This is a genomic window from Luteibacter yeojuensis, from assembly GCF_000964085.1.
Lineage (GTDB): Bacteria > Pseudomonadota > Gammaproteobacteria > Xanthomonadales > Rhodanobacteraceae > Luteibacter > Luteibacter yeojuensis_A.
Genome location: NZ_JZRB01000007.1, coordinates 49,546 through 73,771, shown reverse-complemented (window position 1 = coordinate 73,771; position 24,226 = coordinate 49,546). Strand labels below are relative to the sequence as shown.

At 66.4% G+C, this 24,226-nt stretch carries 22 protein-coding genes and 1 pseudogene; 11 read left to right on the top strand and 12 right to left on the bottom strand.

Annotated features, from left to right (window positions below):
- Window positions 1-98: 98 nt before the first annotated feature.
- The 7 genes and pseudogenes from VI08_RS04145 to VI08_RS22485 form a co-directional block, all read left to right on the top strand.
- A complete protein-coding gene (locus VI08_RS04145) occupies window positions 99-3,101 on the top strand; it encodes a TonB-dependent receptor (protein ID WP_232309457.1) in 3,003 nt (1,000 codons plus the stop codon).
- Window positions 3,102-3,221: 120 nt separating this feature from the next.
- Window positions 3,222-4,742 carry a tryptophan halogenase family protein gene (locus VI08_RS04140; protein WP_045828286.1) on the top strand — a complete coding sequence of 507 codons (1,521 nt, stop codon included), beginning with the start codon at window positions 3,222-3,224 and terminating at the stop codon, window positions 4,740-4,742.
- 156 nt (window positions 4,743-4,898) lie between these two features.
- A complete protein-coding gene (locus VI08_RS04135; RefSeq protein ID WP_428992129.1) occupies window positions 4,899-6,392 on the top strand; it encodes a glucoamylase family protein in 1,494 nt (497 codons plus the stop codon).
- A complete protein-coding gene (locus VI08_RS04130; protein WP_045828285.1) occupies window positions 6,392-7,675 on the top strand; it encodes a sugar ABC transporter substrate-binding protein in 1,284 nt (427 codons plus the stop codon). Before VI08_RS04135 ends, VI08_RS04130 begins: the two co-directional genes overlap by 1 nt.
- Window positions 7,672-8,550 carry a carbohydrate ABC transporter permease gene (locus VI08_RS04125; RefSeq protein ID WP_045828284.1) on the top strand — a complete coding sequence of 293 codons (879 nt, stop codon included), beginning with the start codon at window positions 7,672-7,674 and terminating at the stop codon, window positions 8,548-8,550. Before VI08_RS04130 ends, VI08_RS04125 begins: the two co-directional genes overlap by 4 nt.
- Window positions 8,547-9,368, top strand: a complete 822-nt coding sequence (locus tag VI08_RS04120; protein ID WP_045828283.1) for a carbohydrate ABC transporter permease — start codon at window positions 8,547-8,549, stop codon at window positions 9,366-9,368. Before VI08_RS04125 ends, VI08_RS04120 begins: the two co-directional genes overlap by 4 nt.
- A 2,119-nt stretch (window positions 9,369-11,487) precedes the next feature.
- Window positions 11,488-12,264 (top strand): annotated as a pseudogene (locus VI08_RS22485) (discoidin domain-containing protein); the annotation flags it as partial.
- A 92-nt stretch (window positions 12,265-12,356) separates the two neighbouring features.
- On the opposite strand, the gene VI08_RS04110 reads toward VI08_RS22485, so the two are convergent.
- The 8 genes from VI08_RS04110 to VI08_RS04075 all read right to left on the bottom strand — a co-directional run bounded on the left by VI08_RS04110 (window position 12,357) and on the right by VI08_RS04075 (window position 19,046).
- Window positions 12,357-12,716 (bottom strand): hypothetical protein, encoded by a 360-nt coding sequence (locus VI08_RS04110; protein WP_045828281.1) that lies wholly within the window; start codon window positions 12,714-12,716, stop codon window positions 12,357-12,359.
- A 108-nt stretch (window positions 12,717-12,824) separates the two neighbouring features.
- Window positions 12,825-13,655 (bottom strand): pirin family protein, encoded by an 831-nt coding sequence (locus tag VI08_RS04105; protein ID WP_045828280.1) that lies wholly within the window; start codon window positions 13,653-13,655, stop codon window positions 12,825-12,827.
- Between the two features lie 151 nt (window positions 13,656-13,806).
- Window positions 13,807-14,475, bottom strand: coding sequence for a YecA family protein (locus VI08_RS04100; RefSeq protein WP_045828279.1), 669 nt, complete (start codon window positions 14,473-14,475; stop codon window positions 13,807-13,809).
- Window positions 14,472-15,239: an exodeoxyribonuclease III gene (gene xth, locus VI08_RS04095; protein WP_045828278.1), complete on the bottom strand. Its 768-nt coding sequence runs from the start codon at window positions 15,237-15,239 to the stop codon at window positions 14,472-14,474. The genes VI08_RS04100 and xth overlap by 4 nt, the downstream gene beginning before the upstream one ends.
- A 60-nt stretch (window positions 15,240-15,299) precedes the next feature.
- Window positions 15,300-17,348: a M3 family metallopeptidase gene (locus VI08_RS04090; RefSeq protein ID WP_045828277.1), complete on the bottom strand. Its 2,049-nt coding sequence runs from the start codon at window positions 17,346-17,348 to the stop codon at window positions 15,300-15,302.
- Window positions 17,349-17,506: 158 nt separating this feature from the next.
- Window positions 17,507-18,049 (bottom strand): gamma carbonic anhydrase family protein, encoded by a 543-nt coding sequence (locus VI08_RS04085; protein ID WP_045828276.1) that lies wholly within the window; start codon window positions 18,047-18,049, stop codon window positions 17,507-17,509.
- 75 nt (window positions 18,050-18,124) lie between these two features.
- On the bottom strand, window positions 18,125-18,430 hold the full coding sequence (locus tag VI08_RS04080) for a hypothetical protein (protein ID WP_045828275.1): 306 nt from the start codon (window positions 18,428-18,430) through the stop codon (window positions 18,125-18,127).
- A gap of 82 nt (window positions 18,431-18,512) precedes the next feature.
- Window positions 18,513-19,046 (bottom strand): hypothetical protein, encoded by a 534-nt coding sequence (locus VI08_RS04075; RefSeq protein ID WP_045828274.1) that lies wholly within the window; start codon window positions 19,044-19,046, stop codon window positions 18,513-18,515.
- A 109-nt stretch (window positions 19,047-19,155) separates the two neighbouring features.
- On the opposite strand from VI08_RS04075, the gene VI08_RS04070 reads away from it, so the two are divergent.
- The 3 genes from VI08_RS04070 to VI08_RS04060 are packed head-to-tail and all read left to right on the top strand — an operon-like array spanning window position 19,156 to window position 20,543.
- The gene (locus VI08_RS04070) at window positions 19,156-19,770 is read left to right on the top strand and encodes a LysE family translocator (protein WP_045828273.1); all 615 of its coding nucleotides are present in this window, start codon (window positions 19,156-19,158) and stop codon (window positions 19,768-19,770) included.
- Window positions 19,771-19,820: 50 nt separating this feature from the next.
- Window positions 19,821-20,129 (top strand): hypothetical protein, encoded by a 309-nt coding sequence (locus tag VI08_RS22340; RefSeq protein ID WP_045828272.1) that lies wholly within the window; start codon window positions 19,821-19,823, stop codon window positions 20,127-20,129.
- Between the two features lie 48 nt (window positions 20,130-20,177).
- Entirely contained in the window at window positions 20,178-20,543 is a 366-nt protein-coding gene (locus VI08_RS04060) for a VOC family protein (RefSeq protein ID WP_045828271.1), read from the top strand.
- Between the two features lie 21 nt (window positions 20,544-20,564).
- On the opposite strand, the gene VI08_RS04055 is transcribed toward VI08_RS04060, so the two are convergent.
- Genes VI08_RS04055 through VI08_RS04045 form a run of 3 tightly spaced genes read right to left on the bottom strand, consistent with a single transcriptional unit; the run spans window position 20,565 to window position 22,268 of the window.
- Complete coding sequence (locus VI08_RS04055) at window positions 20,565-20,825, bottom strand: YkgJ family cysteine cluster protein (protein ID WP_045828270.1); 261 nt, start codon at window positions 20,823-20,825, stop codon at window positions 20,565-20,567.
- Window positions 20,825-21,661, bottom strand: a complete 837-nt coding sequence (aroE, locus tag VI08_RS04050; protein ID WP_045828269.1) for a shikimate dehydrogenase — start codon at window positions 21,659-21,661, stop codon at window positions 20,825-20,827. Before aroE ends, VI08_RS04055 begins: the two co-directional genes overlap by 1 nt.
- A gap of 55 nt (window positions 21,662-21,716) precedes the next feature.
- Window positions 21,717-22,268: a lipocalin family protein gene (locus tag VI08_RS04045; RefSeq protein ID WP_084621242.1), complete on the bottom strand. Its 552-nt coding sequence runs from the start codon at window positions 22,266-22,268 to the stop codon at window positions 21,717-21,719.
- A gap of 104 nt (window positions 22,269-22,372) precedes the next feature.
- On the opposite strand from VI08_RS04045, the gene VI08_RS21950 reads away from it, so the two are divergent.
- Complete coding sequence (locus VI08_RS21950; protein ID WP_045828268.1) at window positions 22,373-22,588, top strand: hypothetical protein; 216 nt, start codon at window positions 22,373-22,375, stop codon at window positions 22,586-22,588.
- Between the two features lie 124 nt (window positions 22,589-22,712).
- Here VI08_RS21950 and VI08_RS04035 read toward each other — a convergent pair whose 3' ends face one another.
- Window positions 22,713-24,197: a RimK family protein gene (locus VI08_RS04035; RefSeq protein ID WP_045828267.1), complete on the bottom strand. Its 1,485-nt coding sequence runs from the start codon at window positions 24,195-24,197 to the stop codon at window positions 22,713-22,715.
- Window positions 24,198-24,226 lie beyond the last annotated feature (29 nt).

Genomic DNA, 24,226 nt, shown 5'->3' with positions numbered 1-24,226 from the left:
CGATGCGGCCGCAAGGCCGGCCACCGTGTCCACGCCCAAGCGGGCCGGGTCACACACTCAGAAGAAGATTGGGAGAGAGGGGTACCATGAAAGCTCCGATGCAGATGAAGAAAAAGCTGCTGTGCGGTGTCATCGCCGCCAGCATCGCCGCCACCGCCGCACCCACCATGGCCCAGACCGTGGTCGCCACCCTGAAGGGCAAGGCCACGCCGGGTGCCACCGTCACCGCGTTCAACCCGTCCACGGGCCTGAGTCGCAAGGCGACGGCCGGCGCCGATGGCAACTACATCATCAACGGCTTGCCGCCGGCGACGTATCAGGTCGACGCAGGCCCGAACACCCAGCAGAACGTGACGCTCACCGTGGCTTCCACGGCGACGCTGAACCTAGCCGCCTCGTCGGCCCCGGTGGCCGCCAGCGCCGCCAACGCGGCGTCGCTCGAAGGTGTCACGGTTAGCGCCTCGACGCTGACCGAAGTGAAGACGCCCGAAGTGGCGAAGAACATCTCGCTGCGCCAGATCCAGACCATCCCGCAGGTGTCGCGCAACTTCCTCGAGTTCGCCGATACCGTGCCGGGCATGGTGTTTAACGTCGACGCTCAGGGCCACACGTCGCTTCGTGGCGGCGCCCAAAACGATAGCTCGGTAAACGTCTTCATCGACGGCGTCGGCCAGAAGAGCTACGTGAAGCAGGGCGGCGTCTCCGGCCAGGTCAACAGCCAGGGCAACCCGTTCCCGCAGCTCGCCATCGGCGAGTACAAGGTCATCACCACGAACTACAAGGCCGAGTACGACCAGGTGTCGTCGGCCGCGATCACCGCCGAGACGAAGTCGGGTACGAACGAGTTTCACGGCGAAGTGTTCGACACCTACACCTCGGACAAGTACCGCAGCCGCACCCCGGCGGAGGAAGAAGGCGACAAGGCCCGTTCGTTCGAAAAGGAGTACGGCTTCGCGCTGGGTGGTCCAATCATCAAGGACCAGATGCACTTCTTCGTGACGTTCGAGCAGAAGAAGTTTGATACGCCGATCACCGTCACGCCTGGCACCGATGCACCTGCGAGCTCGCTCGGCCTGCTGCCGACGAACGTGCAGGGTGCCTTCGGGCCTGCGTCGCTGCCGTTCGACGAAAAACTCTACTTCGGCAAGATCGACTGGGAATTCAGCGATCGTGACCGTATCGAGATCAGCACGCAGGTGCGCCGCGAGACCCAGGCTGACAATATCGGCACCGGCCAGTCGCGCGAGCAGTCGATCGTTACCGAGAACCACGACACCCGCGGCACGTTCCGCTGGCAGCACAGTGGTGATTGGTACTTCAATGAACTCAAGGCGTCGTACGAGAACTCGTCCAACGACCCGCTCCCCGTCAACTACGGCAACGGCTACAACTACACCTGGAAGCCGGCCAACGACGCCACGATCATTGGTATCGGTGCAGCGTCGCCGCTGGCCACTCAGATCAAGGGGCAAGAAGGTCCGCTGATCCAGGATGACTTTACGTTCAACGACCTCTCGTGGCAGGGCGACCACGTCGTGAAGGTCGGCTGGAAGTACAAGGAAGTGACGCTGCACGCGCAGGATGCGCAGAACGTCAATCCCCAGTACACCTACAACGTCGATCCGACCGGAACGGAAGCGATCCCGTACAAAATCCAGTTCTCGAACCCGGTGGCTGGCCTGAACTCGGTCTCCGAGACGAAGGACAAGCAGTTCGGCGCGTACATTCAGGACGACTGGTCGGTGAACGACCACCTCACCCTGAACATCGGCGTGCGCTGGGACAAGGAAAAAACCCCGTCGTATCTCGACTGGCAGACGCCGGCCAACGTCGTCGCTGCGTTCAGCGCACTCGACCCGAACGCACAGCTGCTGTTCCCGGGCCAGACCTATGCGCAGACACTGGCGAAGGGTGGCGTCAACTACCAGGACTACATCAGCAACGGCAGCCAGCGTAAGGCGCAGAACCAGTGGGCCCCCCGCCTCGGTGCATCATACGACCTGTTCGCCGACGAAGAGCACGTGATCCACGCCGGTGCCGGCCGCTCCTACGACCGCAACCTGTACGACTATCTGCAGCTCGAACAGACCAAGTCGGCGCTGCCGTACCAGCAGATCAACATCAACACTGCGAGCCATCCCTGCACTGTGGGCGCCAACAGCTGCTTCGCGTGGGATCCGGCCTACCTCAACGGCCTGACCACACTCCAGGGTCTCGTGAACGGCACGAACCTGGGTCAGGAAGTTGACATGCTCAACAATAACCTGAAGGCGCCGTATTCCGACCAGTTCAGCATCGGCATGTCGAACAAGGTGGGCGACTGGAACACGGATGCGACGATCACCCGCGTTCTCTCGTACGATGGCTTCGCGTTCACGCTGGGCAACCGCTATCCGGATGGCTCGTTCTTCCAGAACGGCAGCCAGCCGTGGAACAACGGTATCCCGGGCTTCGGTTCGATGATCGTGGGCAACAACGGTATCCGCACCGCCACGACCCAGGTCCTGCTGTCGGCGGATAAGCCGTACACGCGTGAATCGGGCTGGAGCGCCAACTTCGCCTACACCTACAGCCACGCCAAGCAGAACCGCGACATCAACGAACACTACTCGTTCGACGAAGCCACGATCTACGACTATCCGTTCATTACCTCCAACGCGGCAGCGAAGCATCGCTTCGTGGCCACTGGCTCATTGGACGGCCCGTGGGGCTTCACGTTCTCGGGCAAGCTGATCGTGGCCACGCCGCTCCCGTGGAATGGCTTCCAGAACTGCGGCAGCGGTTGCTACTACGAGCATGGCGAGTCGTCGTACCCGATCGCAGGTGTCCCGGCAGCCTCGAAGTTCCTTATCGGTGGCAAGATCTTTGGCTATCGCGAACTCGATCTTCAGGCGACCAAGGATTTCGTGATCGACGAGAACGACCAGACGAAGTTCTATATCCGCTTCGACATCCTCAACGTGTTCAACTGGAAGAACTTCGCCGACTACTCGCCGAACGTGGGTCCTGGCACGACGGGTAACCCGGTGTCGTACAACAAACTGGGTAACCTGTCGGGCGTGCCCCGCACGGCCAAGTTCACCGCCGGCTTCAAGTTCTAAGCACCGCAACGCGTACGTGGTACGGGCCTCGCCGGTGGGCATGACCGGCAAGGCCCGCTTTTAGCGCCCGCGAGTCTCCCCGCGGGCGCCTTTTCATTCCAGGCTTGGTGGTTGGGCGCGATGGCTAACGGCACTACGAACATCGTCATCGTCGGCGGCGGTACCGCCGGCTGGATGGCCGCGTCGGCCTTCGCACGCACGCTCAACCGGCAAGCCACCATCCGCCTCGTCGAATCCGAAGAGATCGGCATCGTCGGCGTCGGTGAAGCCACCGTGCCGCACATCAAGGCGTTCAACCAGCTGCTGGGTCTGAACGAAGCGCAGTTCGTGGCGCGCACGCAAGGCACCTTCAAGCTGGGCATCGAGTTCCGCGACTGGAACCGCCTCGGCGACAGCTACGTGCACGGCTTCGGCACCATGGGCCACGATATTGGCCTGCTGCCGTTCCACCAGTACTGGATCAAGGCGCGCCTGCGTGGCCAGGCGGAAGACCTGCTCGATTACTCGGTCAACACCGTGGCCGCCATGCGTGGCAAGTTCATGCCGGCGCCCGTCGACGTGCCCGCGAACAACCCGCTGGGCAGCATCGCCTACGCGTACCACTTCGACGCCGCGCTGTACGCGCGCTTCCTGCGCGAGTTCGCCGAAGGCCTCGGCGTGCGCCGTACCGAAGGCAAGGTGCAAGACGTCGAAACGAATCCGGAGAACGGCCATGTCACCGCGGTGCGCCTGGAAAACGGCGACCGCGTGGAGGGCGATCTCTTCATCGATTGCACGGGCTTTCGCGGCCTGTTGATCGAAGGCACCTGTCGCTCGGGCTACGACGACTGGAGCCACTGGCTGCCCTGCGACCGCGCCATGGCCGTGCCCTGCGCGAAGGTGGGCCCGCCCACGCCGTACACGCGCAGCACCGCGCGCGGCGCCGGCTGGCAGTGGCGCATACCGCTGCAGCACCGCACGGGCAATGGCTACGTGTATTCCAGCCAGTACATCAGCGACGACGAGGCCGCGGCCACCGTGCTCGGCAACCTCGACGGCGTGGCGCTGGCCGACCCGAAGCCGCTGCGCTTCACCACTGGCGTGCGCCGCCAGCCGTGGATGCGCAACGTGGTGGCGCTGGGCCTGGCCAGTGGCTTCATGGAGCCACTGGAATCCACGTCCATCCACATGATCCAGTCGGGCATCTCGCGCCTGCTGCAGCTCTTCCCGGCCACCGGCGACATCGACCCGGTGCTGGTGGAGCGCTACAACGCGCAGAGCCGTTTCGAGGCCGAGCGCATCCGCGACTTCCTCATCCTGCATTACAAGGCCACGGAGCGGAACGACACGCCGTTCTGGGACCACTGCCGCACCATGTCCATACCCGACTCGCTGCAGGCCAACATCGACCTGTTCCGGCACAGCGGGCGCTTCTTCCGCAATGCCGAGGAGATGTTCGCCATGGTGAGCTGGGTCCAGGTCATGGTGGGCCAGGGCATCATGCCCACCGGCTACCACCCGATGGTGGACCAGATGCCCGACGCCGACCTGCCGAAGTTCATGGCCAGCGTCCGCGAGGTGGTGTCGAAAAACGTGGACCTCATGCCTACCCACGAGCAGTTCATCGCGCGGGAATGCCCGGCGCCGCAGGTGGCCGCGTGAGCCTGCGGCCCATGGACACGGGCATACGGGCGCCGTATGGTCCCGGTGGTATCCAGGGCCCTTCGGGGCCTTCTTCTGACCTTTCGGCGTAAACGTTTACATTGGCGCCATCCCCACGCCGCCAGCGCTAGCCTCACCGTTCCAAGGATCCCCCCCATGAAAGCCTCCGCCACCAAGCGCCTCACCCTCGCCCTTGCCGCCCTGATGGCCTGCGCCGCGCCGCTGGCCTTTGCCGGCGAGACGCCCAAGGCCGCCACCAAGGCCCACCCGGCCCAGGCCGCCATGCCGTCGAAGGATCTGCACCCGGTGCCGCCGATGATCGCCGACCTGGAGAAGCGCACGTTCCAGTGGTTCTGGGACAGCGCCAACCCTGAGAATGGTCTCATTCCCGATCACTACCCGACCGATTCGTTCGCCTCGATCGCCTCGGTGGGTTTTGGCCTTACCGCCTATGGCGTGGGCGTGGAGCGCGGCTACGTGACGCGCGAGCAGGCGGTGGACCGCACGCTGGCCACCCTGAAGTTCTTCAACGAATCCGCGCAGAACGATTCCGAGGACGACGCCACCGGCTTCCACGGCTTCTACTACCACTTCCTCGACATGAAGACCGGCAAGCGCTTCGCGCGCTGGGTCGAAGTGTCGTCGGTCGATACCACCCTGCTGCTGGGCGGCGTGCTGTTCGCGCAGAGCTACTACGACCACGATACGCCCAAGGAAAAAGCGATCCGCGACCTGGCCGACCAGATCTACCGCCGCGTGGACTGGACCTGGCTGCAGCACAACGCGCCGCTCATCAGCATGGGCTGGACGCCGGGCGGCAAGGCCATCCCGCACGACTGGGCCGGCTACAACGAAGGCATGATGGTCTACATCATGGCGCTGGGCTCGCCGACGCACCCGGTGGGTGACGATGCCTGGGCGGCGTGGACGAAGACCTACGACCGTACGTGGGGCGAGTTCCACGGCCAGACCTTCCTTAACTTCGCGCCGATGTTCGGCCACCAGTACAGCCATACGTGGATCGATTTCCGCGGCATCAAGGATGCGTGGAACCGCGAGAAGGGCCTGGATTACTTCGAGAACAGCCGCCGCGCCACGTATTCCCAGCAGGCTTACGCCATCGCCAACCCGGGCGGCTGGAAGGGCTACGGCAAGAACGTGTGGGGCCTCACCGCCAGCAATGGCCCGGGCGGCCTGATCATCAAGCAGGGCGACAAGGAGCGTACGTTCCAAGGCTACACCGCGCGCGGCGCGGGCCTGGATTACATCTCCGACGACGGCACCATCGTGCCGACGGCCGCAGGCGGCTCCATCGCCTTTGCGCCCGAGATCGTCATCCCCGCACTCGAGGAGATGAAAAAGAAGTACGGCCAGCACATCTTCACCAAGTACGGCTTCGTCGACGCGTTCAACCTCAGCTTCGACACCAAGACCGACCTGCGCACCGGCCAGCTCGTGCCGGGCTTCGGCTGGGCCGATACCGTGCACCTGGGCATCGACCAGGGCCCCATCGTGCTCATGATCGAGAACTACCGCAGCGAGTTCGTGTGGAACGTCATGAAGAAGAACCCGTACATCCGCAAGGGCCTGCAGCGCGCCGGCTTCACGGGTGGCTGGCTCGACGCCGAGACGGCTTCCAACCTGTGGTGATGCGCGTTGCCCGCCTTGCCCTCGTCGCCGCGCTGGTGCTTGCCAGCGCGGGGCTCGCGTCGTGCGCGAAGGAAGACAGCGGAACCCGCACGCTGGAGTTCTGGACGATCGGCCGCGAGGGCGAGGCGGTGCAGAAGCTGCTGCCCGAGTTCGAGCGCGAGCACCCGGGCCTGCATGTGTCGGTGCAGCAGCTGCCGCTGACGGCGGCGCACCAGAAGCTGCTTACCGCCTACGCGGGTGATTCCACGCCGGATATCACCCAGCTGGGCAATACGTGGATCCCGGAGATGGTGGCGCTCGGCGCGCTGGAGCCGCTCGATGCGCGCGTCCATGCATCGAAAGTGGTCGACAAAGGCGATTACTTCCCGGCCATCTGGTCCACCAATGTCATCGACGGCACGCTGTATGGCGTGCCCTGGTACGTCGACACGCGCCTGCTGTTCTACCGCAAGGACATGCTGGCGAAGCTGGGGTACGACCACCCGCCGAAGGATTGGGCGGAATGGCAGGCCATGATGGCGAAGCTGTCGCAGCCGAAGGGCAAGGCCTTTGGCGTGCTGCTGCCGACCAACGAGTTCGAGCAGTTGCTGGCGCTTGCGCTGCAGCAGCCCGAGCCCCTGCTGCGCGACGACGGGCGCTACGGCAACTTCCAGAGCGCCGGCTTCAAGAAGGCACTGGCCTTCTACGTCTCGCTGTTCAAGGAGCAGCAGGCGCCGATGATGACGAACGTCGGCATCGGTAACCCCTGGGCCGCGTTCGGCCAGGGCTTTTACGCGTTCTATCTTTCCGGCCCGTGGAATATCGGCGAGTTCCGCAAGCGCCTGCCGCCCGGGCAACAGGGCGACTGGAGCACCACGCCGCTGCCAGGCCCGACGGGCCCCGGCGCGTCGAACGCCGGTGGCTCCAGCCTTGTCATCTACCGCGCCTCGAAACACAAGGACGATGCCTGGGCGCTCATCGAATTCCTGTCGCGCCCCGCCATCCAGGAGCGCTTCTACCAGATCCTCGGCGACATGCCGCCGCGCCGCTCGTCGTGGGCCGCGCCGGCGCTGCGCGATGACGACAAGGCCATCGCGTTCCGCGACCAGCTGGAGCGCGTGAAGGCCACGCCACCTGTGGCTGAGTGGGAACGCATCGTCACCGAGATGCAGCTGGTGGCGGCGCAGGCCGCGCACGGCGACCTCACCATCGACCAGGCCGCGGCCGAGATCGACCGCCGCGCCGATCGTCTCCTCGAGAAACGCCGCTGGATGCTCGACCACGGCCACAAGGCAACGCCATGAATACCACCCGCGCCGCCTGGGTTTTCATCACCCCCGCGCTGATCGTCCTCGGCCTGTTCTTCCTGCTGCCGGTGGTCGCCGCACTGGTGCTCTCGGTCACCGACTACGACCTCTACGCGCTGGCCGACATCCGCAACCTGCGCTTCGTGGCGCTGGAGAACTACTGGACGCTGCTGCAGCGCCCGCTGTTCTGGTCGGCGCTGGGCCACACCGTGTATTTCGTGGTGGTGGGCGTACCGCTGTCGCTGGGTGCGTCGCTGGGCGCGGCCATGCTGCTGAACTCGCCGCTCGCGCGGTTCAAGCCGTTCTTCCGCACCGCGCTGTTCGCGCCTGTCGTCACGACGGTGGTGGCGGTAGCGGTGATCTGGCGCTACCTGTTCAACACCAAGTACGGCCTGGTGAACTACACGCTGGATTCGATCGGCATGCCCACGGTGGACTGGCTGGGCGACCCGCACTGGGCCATGCCCACGATCATCCTCTTCGCCGTATGGAAGAACTTCGGCTACAACATGATCATCTTCATGGCCGGCCTGCAGGCGATCCCGGGTGACCTCTACGAAGCCGCGCGCATCGACGGTGCCTCGGCCTGGGCGCAGTTCCGCCATATCACGCTGCCGATGCTGAAGCCCACCATGGTGATGGTCGGTATCCTCACCGTCTCCGGCTACTTCCAGCTGTTCGCCGAACCGTATGTGATGACCGAAGGCGGCCCGCTGCAGAGCACCACGTCGGTGCTGTACCTGATGTACGAAGAAGGCTTCAAGTGGTGGAACCTGGGCTCGGCGTCCGCCGTGGCCTTCATCCTGTTCGTGATCATGTTCGTGGTCACCGCCGCGATGCTTCGCCTGTCGAAGCGGGGAGAGCCGGCATGAGCCCGCGCATGGCCAAGGCCGTCATCAATGGCCTCCTCATCGCGGCGGCCACCATCGCCATCGCGCCGCTGCTGTACATGGTCTCGGTGTCGTTCATGACCCAGGGCGAGGCGAGCGCGCTGCCGCCGCCGGTGCTGCCCACGCACGCCACGCTGGCCAACTACCGCGAGCTGTTCATGAACGCGGGCATGGGCCGTTACCTGTTCAACAGCCTGCTGATCTCCACCTGCATCACCGTCGTCTCGCTCGCCTTCAACCTGATGGCGGGCTACGCGTTCGCGAAGCTGGAGTTCAAGGGCCGCGCGCGCATTTTCCAGTTGCTGCTGGGTGCGTTGGTCATCCCCGCGCAGGTGGCCATGCTGCCGCTGTTCCTGCTGCTGAAGTACATGGGCCTGGTGAATACCTACGGCGCGGTGATCGTGCCGGCGCTGGCCACCATCTTCGGCATCTTCCTGGTGCGCCAGTACGCCAGCGGCATCCCCGACGATTTGATGGAAGCGGCGCGCATCGACGGCGCCGGCGAGTTCCGCATCTTCGCCACCATCATCATGCCGCTGCTGAAGCCAATCATGGTGACGCTCGCCATCTTCACCTTCCTCGCCGCATGGAACGACTTCATGTGGCCGTTGATCGCGCTGACCGGCCAGGAGCACTACACGCTGCCCATCGCGCTGGCCTCGCTATCGCGCGAACACGTGCAGGATAGCGAGCTGATGATGGCCGGCTCGGTGGTCACCATCCTGCCCGTGCTGGTGTTGTTCCTCGCCCTGCAGCGCTACTACCTCGAAGGGTTGCTGCTCGGCAGTGTGAAAGGCTAACGCGATGTCCAGTTCCCTCCCCAACCCGCCCACCTCTTGTGGGAGCGCGCTTGCGCGCGATAGCTCCAGCCCCTCGAAAAAAGCATCGCGCGCAAGCGCGCTCCCACAGTGCGCTGTGGCAGTCGGGTTGCTTTTCGCGTCGGTCGCCGCGAGCGCCACCAAGCTCGCTACCTTCGACGCGACGACGGGCTGGGTCGCGACGCACACCGACGACGTTTCCGCCTCGCTGCACACCGCGCCCGGCAAGAACGGCCAGGCCGTTTGCCTTGCCTTCGACTTCAACGGTGTATCGGGTGCGGCTTCCATCCGCAAGACGCTGCCCATCGATTTCCCCGAAGGCTTCGCGCTCAGCTTCGACGTGCGCGGCAGCATGCCGGCCAACACCTTGCAGCTGAAGCTGATCGACGCCAGCGGCGATAACGTGTGGTGGTACCAGCAGGCGGGGTTCGTGCCACCCGCGGCGTGGAAGACGATGGAAGCAACGAGCCGCCAGGTGGAATTCGCCTGGGGCCCCGTGAAAGACCGCACGTTGCGCAAGACGCGCGAGGTGGAGTTCGTCGTCTACAAGGAAGCGCAGCCGGCCATGGGCCCGGACAAGGGCGAGCTGTGCTTCGACAACCTCACCATGGTGCCGCGCAAGCCTGAGGCCGTGCCGGTGCCGCCACCAACGCCCAACGCGGTGTTCGAGCAGCGAGCGAAGGCGATCCGCCGCGGGCTGTACCCGCGTGGTTTCTCCGGCGAGCAATCGTACTGGACCATCGTCGGCGTGGATGGCGGTAGCCGTGATTCCGCGCTGATCTCCGAGGATGGCGCCGTCGAGATCGTGCGTGGCGGGTTCTCCATCGAGCCGTTCCTGATCGACGGCGGCAAGCTCGTCACATGGGCGGATGTCACCGAGACCCAGTCGCTGCGGGATCGCTACCTGCCCATGCCGTCGGTGACGTGGAAGAAGGGCGACGTGTCGCTGACCACGACGGCATTTGCGCAGGGCGCGCCCGGCGCATCGCAGCTTGTGCTGTCGTACCGCATCGCCAACGACAGCGATGCGGCGAAAGACATCACCCTGATGCTGGCCGCACGGCCGTTCCAGGTGAATCCCCCGACGCAGTTCCTTAACGCCCCCGGCGGCATCGCCACCATCCGCGACGTGGCGTGGGACGGCAAGGCACTCACAGTCAACGGCGCACGCAAGGTCGTGCCGCTACAGGCACCGTCGTCCGTCATCGGCTCGGCAAACATGCCAAAGATGCTGACCGAACGCATCGACAACGGCGAATCGCTCTCGACCCTGTCGCTACCCGCTCCCCCTGTAGGAGCCGGCTCGCCGGCGACATCTCCTCGCGACCACGCTGGGTCTGGCGTCGGTTCGCTGCACGACGAATCAGGCTTCGCCCAAGCCGCACTCCTATACCCCGTACACGTCCCCGCACACGGCCACATCGACCTCGGCTTGGTCGTCCCGGTAAAGCAGGATGACCTCGTCGAAGCACCGAATGACGCCAGCGCCTGGCTCGCCACGCACGCCGACGCCGTGGCCGCCCAATGGCGCGACAAGCTCGACCGCGTCGACGTACGCGTACCTGCCGCCGCCCAGCCCATCGTCGACACGATGAAGAGCGGCATCGCCCAGATCCTGATCTCGCGCGATGGGCCTGCCCTGCAGCCAGGCACACGTTCGTATTCGCGCACCTGGGTGCGCGACGGCGCCATGATGCTCGAGGGCCTGCTACGCACGGGCCACGATGACGTGGCACGCGAGTTCATCACCTGGTACGCGCCGCACCAGTTCAGCAATGGCAAGGTGCCCTGCTGCGTCGACGCACGTGGCTCCGATCCGGTGCCCGAGAACGACAGCCACGGCGAGCTGGTCTTCAGTGTGGCCGAGCTGTGGCGCTACTCGCACGACCGCAAGACCGTCGAAGCGCTTTACCCGCACGTGCAGAAGGCCGTGGCCTACATGGAGACGCTGCGCGCCAGCGAGCGCCAGCCGTCGCGCCTGCAAGGCGACGACCGTGCGCTGTATGGCCTGATGCCGGCGTCGATCAGCCACGAAGGTTATTCGGCCAAGCCGATGCATTCGTACTGGGACGATTTCTGGGCGTTGAAGGGTTACGAGGACGCGGCCGACCTGGCTAGCGTGCTCGGCCGTGCCGACGATGCCAAGTCGTTCGGTGCATCACGCGATGCATTCCGCACCGACCTGCACGCCTCGATCAACGCGGCCGTAAAGGCCAAGGGCATCGACTTCATCCCCGGCTCCGCCGAGCTCGGCGATTTCGATGCGACCTCCACGACCATCGCGCTGTCACCCGGCGGCGAAGGTTCACGCCTGCCGAAGGCTCTGGTCGACGCGACGTTCGAGAAGTACTGGCAGGCCTTCGTCGCCCGCCGCGATGGAAAGATGGCGTGGGAGGACTACACGCCCTACGAGCTGCGCGTCATCGCCACGTTCGTCCGCCTCGGCTGGCGTGACCGCACCAACGACCTCATCGCGTTCTTCTTCGCCGACCGCCGCCCCGCCGCCTGGAACCAGTGGGCCGAAGTGGTCGGCCACGATGCACGCAAGCCGCGCTTCGTTGGCGACATGCCGCACGCGTGGATCGCTTCGGATTACGTCCGCTCGGCGCTCGACCTGTTCGCGTACGACCGCGACGCCGACCAGGCCGTGGTCATCGCGGCCGGCGTGCAGCCGGCGTGGCTGGAAGGCGATGGCATCGCGGTGCGCGATCTGCGCACGCCTTACGGGCGCTTCGGCTATACGCTGAAAGCGAAAGGCGGCAAGGCGGTACTGACGATCACGCAGCCGATCAAGCCGCCCGGTGGATTGGTGTTGTCGCTGCCCAAGGGCGAAACGAAAGTACCTAACGGCAAGAGCACGCTCGCCGTCGATCTCTGACTTGCGGCCATGCTCTTGTGGGAGCCCGCTTGCGGGCGATGGCACATCGCGAAGAGCCATCGCCCGCAAGCGGGCTCCCACCGTTCTTTCAGCTAGTGCGTTGCGACGCGGGTGCGGAGCAGGGCGTCGACGGCTTGCTGCCACTCGGCGGAGCCGGCGGCGGCTTGGGGGGCTTCTTCGCCCAGCTTGGCGTTTACCGCATCGTCCCATGCCGGGGTGTTCGGCTGCGGGCCGTGCCCGTCGTCGCTGACCGCGAGCGTCTTGTCGACCCACGTGTACCACTCGGGCGTGCCCAGCGCGGCGGTGGCCGGCGAGGTGCGGCCCGGGGCTGGCGAGGCGGAGGTGGACGCCGCGGCGGGGCCGGCCGACTGGGGCGCCGGGGGCTCGGAAGGCGAGCAGGCCGCGATGATGAAGGCGGCGGCTAGCGGGACGACGGTGAGCAGGAAGCGCATGGGCAATGAAGGGCTTGCGAATTCGAATGGCTCCAAGCCTACAAACCCTTCCCCGTCCAGCACTTAAACGCCGAAGGGAACTTCCGTGTTCCGTTCAGGTTCGCCCGGTCAGAACTTGCCGGCCCGGAAGTCGGCGATGGCCTCGTGGATCTGGGCCGGGGTGTTCATGACAAACGGGCCGTAGCGGGCCACCGGCTCGGCCAGGGGGCGCCCGGCGACGAGCAGGACACGGCTGGGCTCCTCGGCCGACAGGGCCACCGTATCGCCCTTCGACAGCACGGCCAGCTCGCCACGCGCCACTGGCTGGCCCGCCACGCTGGCCGCCTTGCCATCGAACACGTAGGCGAACGCGCTATGGCCCTCGGGCAGCGCCAGCTCGAAGCCAGCCCCAGCCTCCAGGCCGATATCGAGGTAGACCGGCGCCGTGGCGACCCCGGATACCGGGCCCGTGGCGCCCGCCAGTTCGCCCGCGACGACCTTCACCGTGACGCCCGTGGCCGGATGCACCACCGGGATATCGCCCGGCGGGATGTCCTGGTAACGCGGGGCGGTCATCTTGTCGGCGGCGGGCAGGTTCACCCACAGCTGGAAGCCCCACATAAGGCCTTCTTCCTGCTGCGGCATTTCGGAGTGGGTGAGGCCGCTGCCGGCGGTCATCCACTGCACGCTGCCCGGGCCGAGATCGCCGCGGTTGCCCTGGTTGTCGCCGTGCTGCATGCGGCCGGCGAGCATGTAGGTCACCGTCTCGAAACCGCGGTGCGGGTGGTCGGGGAAGCCTTCGATGTAGTCGCCGGCCTGGTCGGAGCGGAATTCGTCGAGCAGCAGGAACGGGTCAAGCATGTCGAGGGCAGGCTGGCCGATCACGCGCTTGAGTTTCACGCCGGCGCCGTCGGCGGTATCCATGCCGCGGATGCGGCGGACGATGCTGCGGTATGTCATGGGGGCTCCGGGGTGGGTTCTTGGACTGCGCACAAGATGGCTTCTCCGGGCGTGGCGGAGAAGTCTCATCTGGCGAACGATCCGTTCCGGGGGGCATCGCGCGCGAGCGCGCTCCCACATGTGCCCCAGAGCGCCCAGACGCTGGAGCGGGTTAGTGGACCCAGTGGCCCGCGCGTTGGCGGGGCGGGTGTTCTTCGCCTTCGCGGGGCTTGGCCATGGCGGTGATCTCGGCCTCGGTCGGCGGCCTGTCCTGCCAGTACTGGCCCACGCCCACGAGCACCTCGGGCAGCTGGCCCAGGCACTCGTCGTATTCCTCGTCGCTGAGCTTTTCGAACTCGGCGTCGGCCTGCAGCACGCCCTCGTCCACGGCCAGGGCCATGACGGGGCCGAGCATCTGCATGAGCTCGGGATCCTCGGCCAGGCGCGACTCCCACAGCGCGGCGCGCATGTCGATGCCGCGGCTGAAGCCTTCGCACCAGCCGGCGGCCGAGAGCATGGGGCCCTCGTCGGTATCGACTTCACCCAGGATGGGCTCGTAGGCGTCGACGTCGAGCTCGGCGGTGATGGAATCGTTGAGCTTGGCCAGCAGCGCCAGCACGCGGTTGCCTTCGTCTTCGTCGTCGAACGCGTCGTGCAGCACTTCGTGCAGCCATTCCTCGGGCTTGACCTCGAGCGGGCCCACCGCCACGGCGGAGAGCAGCCCGTGCACGCCGTCGAGCATCAGGTCGCCGTCGCCACCGTGCCTGCGCAGGTAGGTATCGAGTTCTTCCAGTTCCTTGTCATCGAGCGAACTGGGCCATTCGGATTTCGGTACGTTCAAAGGTTCAACTCCAGCGCGACAGGCGCGTGGTCGGACGGTTGCTCCCACTTCCGCGGGCCCTTGTCGATGATGGACGAGGTGGCCACGGCCTTGAGGGCGTCGCTGATCAGGATGAGGTCGATCCGCAGCCCCATGTTGCGCCGGAACGCGGCCTGGCGGTAGTCCCACCAGCTGAAGAGACCGGCCTCGTCGGAGAACAGGCGGAAGCTGTCGTGCAGGCCGGTGTCGAGGATGGCCTGCAGCGCGGCGCGCTCGGGCGGCGAGCAGAAAATATCCTCGCCCCAGGCGGCAGCATCGTACACATCGCGGTCGTCGCGGCAGATGTTGAAGTCGCCAAGTACCACCAGCTTCGGGTGCTTTGCCATCTCGCCGGCGATGAAGTCGCGCACCTTCGCCAGCCAGTGCAGCTTGTAGGCGTACTTCTCGTCGCCCAGCGCCTTGCCGTTCACCACGTAGAGGTTGATGACGCGGATATCGCCCACCGTGGCGGCGAGGATGCGCCGCTGCGGATCGTCGAGGCCTTCGATGTCGGTGACGACATCGCCCAGTTCGCCCCGGGCCAGGATGGCCACGCCGTTGTAGGTCTTCTGCCCCGAGTACGCGACGCGGTAGCCCATGGCGGCGATTTCATCGACGGGGAACTTGTCGTCGGTGAGCTTGGTTTCCTGCAGCGCGATGATGTCCGGCGCGGCCTCGCCCAGCCATTGCTGGAGGTGGGGCAGGCGGACCTTGAGCGAATTGACGTTCCACGAAGCGATCTTCATCGCGCCATTGTAAAGGAAACCCGCGTGACGGCCCGGCGTCAGGCGGGTTTCGGGCTGCCGTCAGGCCAGGCCGTAGCTCTTGAGCAGGGCCTCGGGCTGCGGCTCGCGGCCGCGGAAGGCGGTGAACGAGGCCAGGGCCGGGCGGGTGGCACCCACGGCAAGGATTTCCTTGCGGAAACGCTCGCCCGTGGCGCGGTCGAGCACACCGGCGGCCTCGAACGGCTCGAAGGCATCGGCCGAGAGCACCTCGGCCCACAGGTAGCTGTAGTACCCGGCCGAGTAGCCGCCCGCGAAGATATGCGTGAAGGCGTGCGGGAAGCGCTGCCACACCGGCGGGTGCAGCACGGACACTTCCTTGCGCACCTCCTCCAGCACCTCCATGGGGCGGGCCCCGCGCGCGGGGTCGTACTCCAGGTGCAGGCGGAAATCGAACAGGCCGAACTCCAGCTGGCGGACGAGGAACATGCCCGTGTGGAAATGGCGCGCCTTGAGCATGCGCTCGTAGAGCTCGTCCGGCAGCGCTTCGCCCGTTTCATAGTGCTTCGCGAACAGGCGCAGGGCCTCGCGGTCCCACGCGAAGTTTTCCATGAACTGGCTGGGCAGCTCCACCGCATCCCACTCCACGCCATCGATGCCGCCCACCGAGGGCACATCCACTTCGGTGAGCATGTGGTGCAGGCCGTGGCCGAACTCGTGAAACAGCGTGAGCACGTCGTCGTGCGTCAGCAGCGCGGGGGCGCCATCGGTCGGCGGCGGGAAGTTGCAGGTGAGGAACGCCACCGGCAGCTGAAGTTGCCCGCCATCGCGGAAGCGCGCTTCGCACACATCCATCCACGCGCCGCCACGCTTGCCCGAGCGCGCGTAGAGATCGACGTAGGCGCCGGCGAACACGGTGCCATCGGCGTTGCTGAGATCGTAGTAGGTGACGTCCTTGTTCCACGTATCGACATCGGCGCGCTTGGTGAACGTCACGCCATACAGGCGCTCCACGACATCGAACAGGCCTTGCACCACCTGCAGCGCCGGGAAATACGGCTTCAGCTGCTCCTCGTCCAGCGCGTAGCGCTCCACCCGCAGGCGCTCGGCGGCGAAGGCCACGTCCCACGGTTCGAGGTTGTCGATCTTCAGCGTCTCGTTGGCGAAGTGGCGCAGCTCGGCCAGCTCCTCGCGGGCGCGCGGGCGCGCCCTGGCGGCGAGGTCGCGGAGGAAATCGAGCACCACCTGCGGCGAGGTGGCCATCTTGGTGGCCAGGGATTCTTCGGCGGCGTTGGCGAAGCCGAGCAACTGCGCGGCCTCGTGGCGCAGGGCCATGATCTTCTCGATGCGCTCGCTGTTGTCGAACTTGCCCTTGTTCGGGCCCTGGTCCGACGCACGCGTCTGGTAGGCGTAATAGACGTCGAAGCGCAGGTCGCGGTTCTCGGCGTACGTGAGCACCGCCTGCACGCTGGGCTGCTTCAGCGTGACGAGGAAGCCGTCGAGGTTCTGCTCGCGGGCGTACTCGCGCAGCACGGCACGGCCGGAGGCCGGGATGCCGGCGAGGTCGCGTTCGTCGGTGATGTGCTTGTGCCAGGCCTCGGTGGCGTCGAGCACGGCGTTGGAAAACTCGGTGGTGAGCTTCGACAGTTCCACGCCGATCTCGCGGAAGCGGCTACGCGCCGGTTCTTCGAGGGAAACACCGGAGAGGCGGAAATCGCGCAGGGCGTGTTCCACCGCGGCGCGGGCGGCGGCGGGCAGGCTGGCGAAGTCGTCGCGGTCGGCCACGGCCTGGGTGGCCGCGTACAGGTCGCGGTTCTGCCCCATCTCGATGCCGTGGTCGGTGAGCTTTTCTTCCGCCGCGCCGTGCACCTTGCGCAAGGCCTCGCTGTCGGCCACGGAATGCAGGTGGCTCACCGGCGACCACGCGCGGGAAAGGGCCTGGTCCAGGCGCTCCTGCGCCAGGATGACGTGGTCGAAATCGCGAGCCGCGCCCGCCGCGGTGATCTGGTCGACGCCGGCGCGCTGGCTGGCGATCAGCCGGTCGATGGCCGGTTCAACGTGCTCGGGGCGGATGGCCGAAAAGGCGGGCAGGTCGCCGCTGGGATCCAGCAAGGGGTTGGTGGTGCTGTCCATGGGTGTCTCCTTGTTCGGCACCCAGCGTGGTGCTGTCGCGGGGCCAAATCAAGCAGCACCTTGTGCAGGCGCTAAGCCCCTGTTCCAAAAGCCCCGACCACCCATTTCCTGCGGAAGCCTGTGGAAGCCTGTGGGAGCGCGCTTGCGCGCGATGCTCCCTACCCGGCTTCCTCAAGGTAAACATCCTTCAGCCGCACGTAATTAGCCGCTGAATAGAACAGCTGCTCCACCTGCTTGTCACTCAACACCCGAACCATCTTCGCCGGGTTCCCCACCCACAGTTCCCGCTCGCCGACCACCTTGCCCGGCGGCACCAGGGCGCCCGCCGCGACAAAGGCGTTCTTCTTCACCACCGCCCCGTCGAGCACCGTGGCATGCATGCCGATGAGGCAGCCGTCCTCGATGGTGCAGGCGTGGATGACCGCGCCGTGGCCGATGGTGACGTCCTCGCCGATGATCGTGGGGAAGCCGCCGGGGCTGTAGGGGCCGTCGTGGGTGACGTGGATGACCGCGCCATCCTGCAGGTTGCTGCGGGCGCCGATGCGGATGTGGTGGACATCGCCGCGGGCGACGGCGCCGGGCCAGATCGAGACGTCGTCGGCCAGCTCGACATCACCGATGACGGTGGCGGCGGGGTCGACATAGACGCGGGCGCCGAGGCGCGGGAGGGTGCCTTTGAAGGGGCGGATGTTGTTGGCCATGGGGGCATTGTAGCCCCCATGGTTGGGTCACCCTGTGGCGGTGGGGCGAGAGGCGTCGCGCACAGGGGTGCGCTCCTACTGGAATTTGCCGCCGGTGATGTGGCCGGTGGCGTCCCACTGGGGGAAATAGCGGCTGTTGTTCATGCGGATTTCCATGGTGGTGGGCGTGTTCGGCATCACCAGCAGGACATCGGGGTAGGCCGCCTTGAACTGGTCGGCGGTGGGCTTCGTGGCGATGAAGGCGTCAAAGGCCTTGGTATCGGTGACGAAACCCTTGACCGGCGCGGGGGCCGCGGACGACGAGGCGGGGGCGGTCTGGCAGGCGCTGAGGGCGGCGCCGCCGAGGACGGCCATGAAAAACAATGTACCGATGCGGGACATGGGGCAGGCTCCTTGCCTTGGGGGAGCGCCGATTATGGCGCGCCCCTGGCCGCTGGACCATGAACCGGGTCGCAGGCGCGGCTCAGGCCCCCGCGCGGCGCTGCATGGCCGCGGCCTTCGCCTCGTTCTCGGCGGTCACCACCTGCTGCTGGGCATTGAGCTTGGCACCCAGGATGATCAGCGTGTAGTTGGTGGGGTCGAAGTCGCGCAGCAGGGCGATCTCGCGGCGGCTTTCTTCCAGCTCGCGGCGGTTGATCTGCCGCTCGATCTCCTGCGACGCGAACGGCAGCGTCTCGCGCAGGGCGTCCTGGGCGGTGCCGTTCTTCGGATCCAGCTGCAGGATGGAGAGGTAATACTCGTAGGCGTTGTTGCCCTGGGGCGCGATGAGCCGGCCCTCTCTGGTGGCGTCGCGGGCCAGGTCGAGGAGGATCTTCACTTCGGGCGAGGCGCCCGTGGTGGGTGTGGGCTCAGGGATCGACGCGACGGCATCGGCCTCGGCCGCCTGGTGGGTCTGGCGAACGCCCAGCACAAGGGCCGCCACCAGCAGCACGGCGGTGACGACAACAACGATGATCGCGCGGCGGGGAACCGCGGCGATACGGGATGCGGTGATCATGGGGGGGATCCGGTGGCACGGCCCGCAACCAGGCCGGCCCCCTGTCGGACGGCCCCTGCGGGCGCGCCATCTTCGCCCGCGCGTATGACGCACGCGTTACCATCGCCCCATGCTCGATATCCACGCCATCGCGGTCGTCCTGTCCGTCTACGTCGTAGGCGTGGTCATCCCCGGGCCGAACTTCGTGGCCGTGGCGCACAAGGCCGCCTCCACCCACACAGCCGATGCGCTGGCCATGGTCGCCGGCATCGTCGTGGTCAACCTGTTCTGGGCCACGTGCTCGATCCTCGGCGTGGGCATCGTCTTCGCCACCTTCCCGTGGATCGCCCTGGCCGTGAAGGTCGCGGGCGCCGCCTACCTCATCTGGTTCGGCGGCCGGCTCATCGTGAAGGCCGGTGCCGGCGGCACCGCGACAGTGGACGAGGGCGGCCCCACGGCGTGGCAATCGTTCCGCGCCGGCATCGCCACCAATATCGCCAACCCCAAGTCCATGGCCTTCTTCGCCGCCGTGTTCGCCGCCGCCGCGCCCCAGCACGTCAACGTGCCCACGTTCCTGTGCATGCTCGGCACCGTGGCCGTGGTGGCGTCGTCGTGGTACGGCCTGGTGGCCGTGCTGTTCGCCACGCCACGCGTGGCCACCCGGTACCGGCAGTGGAAGAAGAGCATAGACCGGGTGTGCGGCTCGGTGATCCTGGCGCTTGGGATTCGCCAACTGGTTCGCTGACACCTGCGCGTCATCGGGCCACCCTAGCCTCCGCACCAAGGAGGTGCCCGATGCGAAGCCCGCTGCGAGTCCTTTGCCCCGCCCTGCTGCTGGCGAGCCTCGCCGGCTGCGCGGCCGCGCCCCCGGAACCCGTCGCGGCCATGCCCGCCGCCGGGGCCATCGCGGTGGCCTGCACCGAAAGCGCGATCAGCGATTCGCCCTGCCTGGCCGCGGCCCGGCACGATTGCCCGACGGCCGCCGTCGACACCATCCCCCTCCTGCTCGCGAAGCAGGAGGGGGACAAGGCCAGCTATCAATACCGGGCCACGTATGTGTGCCCGACGAAAGGTTCCGGCACGCTGGTCGCGGCGCCCCAATAAGCGGTCGATGGCCGCCTATACTCGAAGCCCACCTCGAGGAACGGCCCCATGATGCTCGGACTGCGCACCGCGATTTACCCCGTTACCAACCTGGCGAAGGCGAAGGCCTGGTACGCCGAGGTGCTGGAGCGCCAGCCGTACTTCGATGAGCCGTTCTACGTGGGCTTCAACGTCGGTGGGTTCGAGCTGGGCCTGATTCCGGATGGCGAGCCTGGCACCGCCGGTGCACAGCCGCTCTGGGGCGTGGCGGATATCGACGTGGCGTTCGCGCGGCTTGTCGAGCTTGGCGGAAACGTGATCGATGCGGTGACGGAAGTAGGTGGCGGCATCAAGGTGGCGGCTGTCGAGGATCCATTTGGTAATCGCGTGGGGATCATCGAGAATCCGCACTTTGATGCCAGCGCGGTGAAGTGATCCGCGCGCCACGCGGCTAGCTCAAGCCGCCGTCGCCCGCTCCAACGCCCCCAGCCACGCCATCGCATGTTCGCGATCGGCGCCACACATCACCGCCTCGGGTTGCAGCCCGCCGCAGACCTTCGGCCGCTCGGGGTGGCCGAAGATCTTGCAGCGGTTGTCGTCGCTGAGCTGGATGCAGCGGACACCCGCCGGCTTGCCGTGGGGCATGCCGGGGATGGGCGAGCTGATCGACGGGGCGATGCAGCACGCCCCGCAGCCGGGGCGGCAGGCGAGGGCCATCAGTAGCGCTGGCGGAGCTCGCGGTACACCGGGTCGGTGTCCGGGCGCTGGCCGTGCCAGCGTTCGAAGGCGTCGGCGGCCTGCTCCACGAGCATGCCCAGGCCGTCGCGGAACCAGTCGGGGCGCACGCCGGCGGCCAGTGCCCAGCCCTTGAAGCCCGCGGCGGCGGCGCCGTAGCAGAGATCGTAGGCGGTGGAGTGGTCCTGCACGATGGACATCGGCAGGTCGAAATCGCCGCCGGTGACGCCGATGGAGGTGGCGTTGACGATGAGGTCGAAGCACTCGCCGTCCAGGCCGTCCCAGTAGCGCGTATGGCAGCGGGCCGGCTCGCCAATGGCATCGGCGATCTCGTCGGCGCGCTCCGGCGTGCGGTTGATGATGGTGAGCGTCTGTACGCCGGCATCCATCAACGCCCAGGCCACGGCCTTGGCGGCACCACCGGCACCGAGCAGCAGGGCGTCGTGGCCACGCAGGTCGAAACCGTGGCGCTCGGTGATATCGCGGACGAAACCGCCGGCGTCGGTGTTGTGGGCGGCGATACCGCCGCCGGGCAGGCGGGTGAGGGTGTTGGCCACGCCCGTGCGCTGGGCGGCTTCGCTCACCTCACTGGCCAGGGCCAGCGCGGCCTGCTTGTGCGGCAGGGTGATATTGGCACCCATGCCACCATCGGCGAAGAAGCGGCGCACGGCGGCGTCGAACTCGCCCGGCGCGGCATCCACGGTCGTGTATTCAAGGCGAATGCCCAGCTGCTTCGCGAACGCCGCGTGGATCTCGGGCGAGAGCGAATGCGCGATGGGGTGACCGAAGACGGCGAAACGTTGCGCTTCAGCGCTCATGGACTCTCCTGGCTCGTCGCCGGGCCCGTGCCCGGCCGGGCGATTCTACCAAGGCCTACTCGAGGTAACCCGGCTTGCCGGCATCTTCCGGCCGCTGCGGCACCTTGCGCATTTTCTCCACCGGGAAACCCTGGGCGCGGGCCTGTTCGAGCAACTGGTGGTAGGCGCCGTCGTCGATGACCGGATCCTTGGACAGCACCCACAGCAGCTTCCGCGAGGGCAGGCCCACCAGGCTCACCCGGTAATCGTCCGACAGGGCCAGGATGGTGTAGTCGGAGCGGAACGGCCAAAGCAGCTGCACCTTCCAGCGGCTGGCGTCCTTCGGGTCGGGCAGCCATGCCTTGCCGTGCCACTTCTTCGGCGGGGCGTCGAAGCCTTTGCGGTAGTGGTACCAGTTGTCGATGGTGCCGTCGGGGCGCAGCTGGTACTCGTCCGCCGTGGCGACCTTGCCGTTCTCGAACATGTTGGGCATGGCGCCGATGACGTACCACGTGCCCATGTAGCGGGGCAGGTCGACGTGATTGACGGTCTTGAGCGGGGCGTCGGCCGCGCAGCCCGCCGCGGCGACGCCAGCCATGAGGATCAACGCGGCAGGGATACGGTTCATGGGGGCAGGCTGCGACTAACCACATCAAGGCGCGGTCAACGGTCGCGGGTTCTGAGACAGGGGGCGGTCAGGATCGCCCCATGCCACCACGCCCGGAGCCTGCCATGCACGAGATGACCCCTCGCCGTACCGTCGCCCTCATCGCCCTGGCCTGGCTGGCCGGGGGCATGCTTTTGCTGTTGCTTACGCCGCTTTCGGGGCGCAGTGAGGCCCTGGGGTGGTCGGCCACGTTCTGGCTGCTGTTGGCGCCGATGAGTGTGTTGGTGGCTTTGCGGCCGCGGTTGCCTGTTGAATTGCTCTTGGGGTTGTTTCGGCGGTGAGGCCAGGGGGTCGCGCACAGGTGTGCGCTCCTACAGAGCCACGCGCTGGCGTTTTAGTGAATCGCGCGCGAGCGCGCTCCCACACGTAGGGCCACAGGTAGGGCCACAGTTAGGGTAAGGGTTATCAGGGCTGGATGCCCAGGCGCTTTAGTTCCAGGCGGCGGAGGAACTCCTGCATGATGCGCAGGTAGAGGTCTTCGCCCAGGTAGGCATCTTCCACGCCGGCGTCGATCGAGGGGTTGTCGTTCACTTCGATGACCACGGGGCGCTCGCCCACTTGCTTCAGGTCCACGCCGTAGAGGCCATCGCCGATGGTCTGCGTGGCTTTCAGCGCCAGCTTCACCACGTCGGAGGGCGCCTCGCGCACGGGCACGGTGCGGAAGCCGCCGGATTTGGCGGTGCCTTTCGCGCCATGGTTGTAGATCTGCCAGTGGCCACGCGACATGAAGTACTGGCACGCGTAAAGCGGCTCGTGGTTGAGCACGCCGATGCGCCAGTCGAATTCCGTGTAGAGGTATTCCTGCGCGATGAGCAGGGCGCTGTGCGAGAACAGGTCGACCGCCGCTTTCTCCAGCGCCTCGGGCGTCTCCACTTTCACCACGCCACGCGAGAACGAGCCATCGGGGATCTTCAGCACGATGGGCAGGCCCAGGCGCTCGGGCAGGTCGCGCAGGCGGCGGATATCGTCGCGGTAGAGGATCTCGGTCTTCGGCGTGGCCAGCTTGCGCGACACCATCAAGTCGTTGAGGAAGATCTTGTTCGTGCAGCGCAGGATCGAGGTGGGGTCGTCCATCACCACCATGCCTTCGCGCTCCGCGCGGTGCGCGAAGCGGTAGGTGTGGTTGTCGCTGGCGGTGGTTTCACGGATGAACAGGCCGTCGTACTCGGCGAGCCGCTGGTAGTCGTTCTTGTTGATGGGATCCACCTCGATGCCGAGGTGCTTGCCCGCTTCGATGAAGTGCTTCAGCGCCTTCTTGTTCGATGGCGGCATGGCCTCGTTCGGGTCGACCAGCATCGCGATGTCGTAACGGTACTGCTTGCGCGCACGCGGGCGGCGCCAGATCTTGCGCGAGAATTTTTCCAGCGTGGCGGCGAAGGCGTCTTCCTGGGCGTCGTCCAGCGTGTGCAGGCCCACCGGCTTCACGGCGGCGATCTGCCATACACGCTCGCGCTCGAACTCGATGCGCATGAGCGGGCACGGGAAGATATCGAAGATCTGCCGCGCAAGATCCTGCAGGTCGGGGTGCGCGGTTTCGCCGAAGTACACCAGCATGCCGAAATCGGTGGTGTCGCGGCCGCCGGCGGGCAGGAAGCTGGCGAGCTTGTCGTTGAGGTCGTCGATCTGCAAGCCGTACAGCGAACGGCGGCGCAGATCGTTCACCGTGCGCACCGAGGGGATCACCTTGTGGCCGCGCGCCTCGGCCAGCAGCGACACGTAATAACCCGTGCCCAGGTATTTATAGCTGCGGCAAAGGTTGATGACGTGCGTGCGTTCATCGTCGCCACCCACCGGCTCGCGGAGGTAATCCATGGCGGTGACGACATCGGCGGACGGGTAGTACGAGCCCCAGTCCGAGGCTTTCTCCACGACGATGACGAGCCGGCTCATGTGACCTCAATTCCACGGTGTATCCCGGT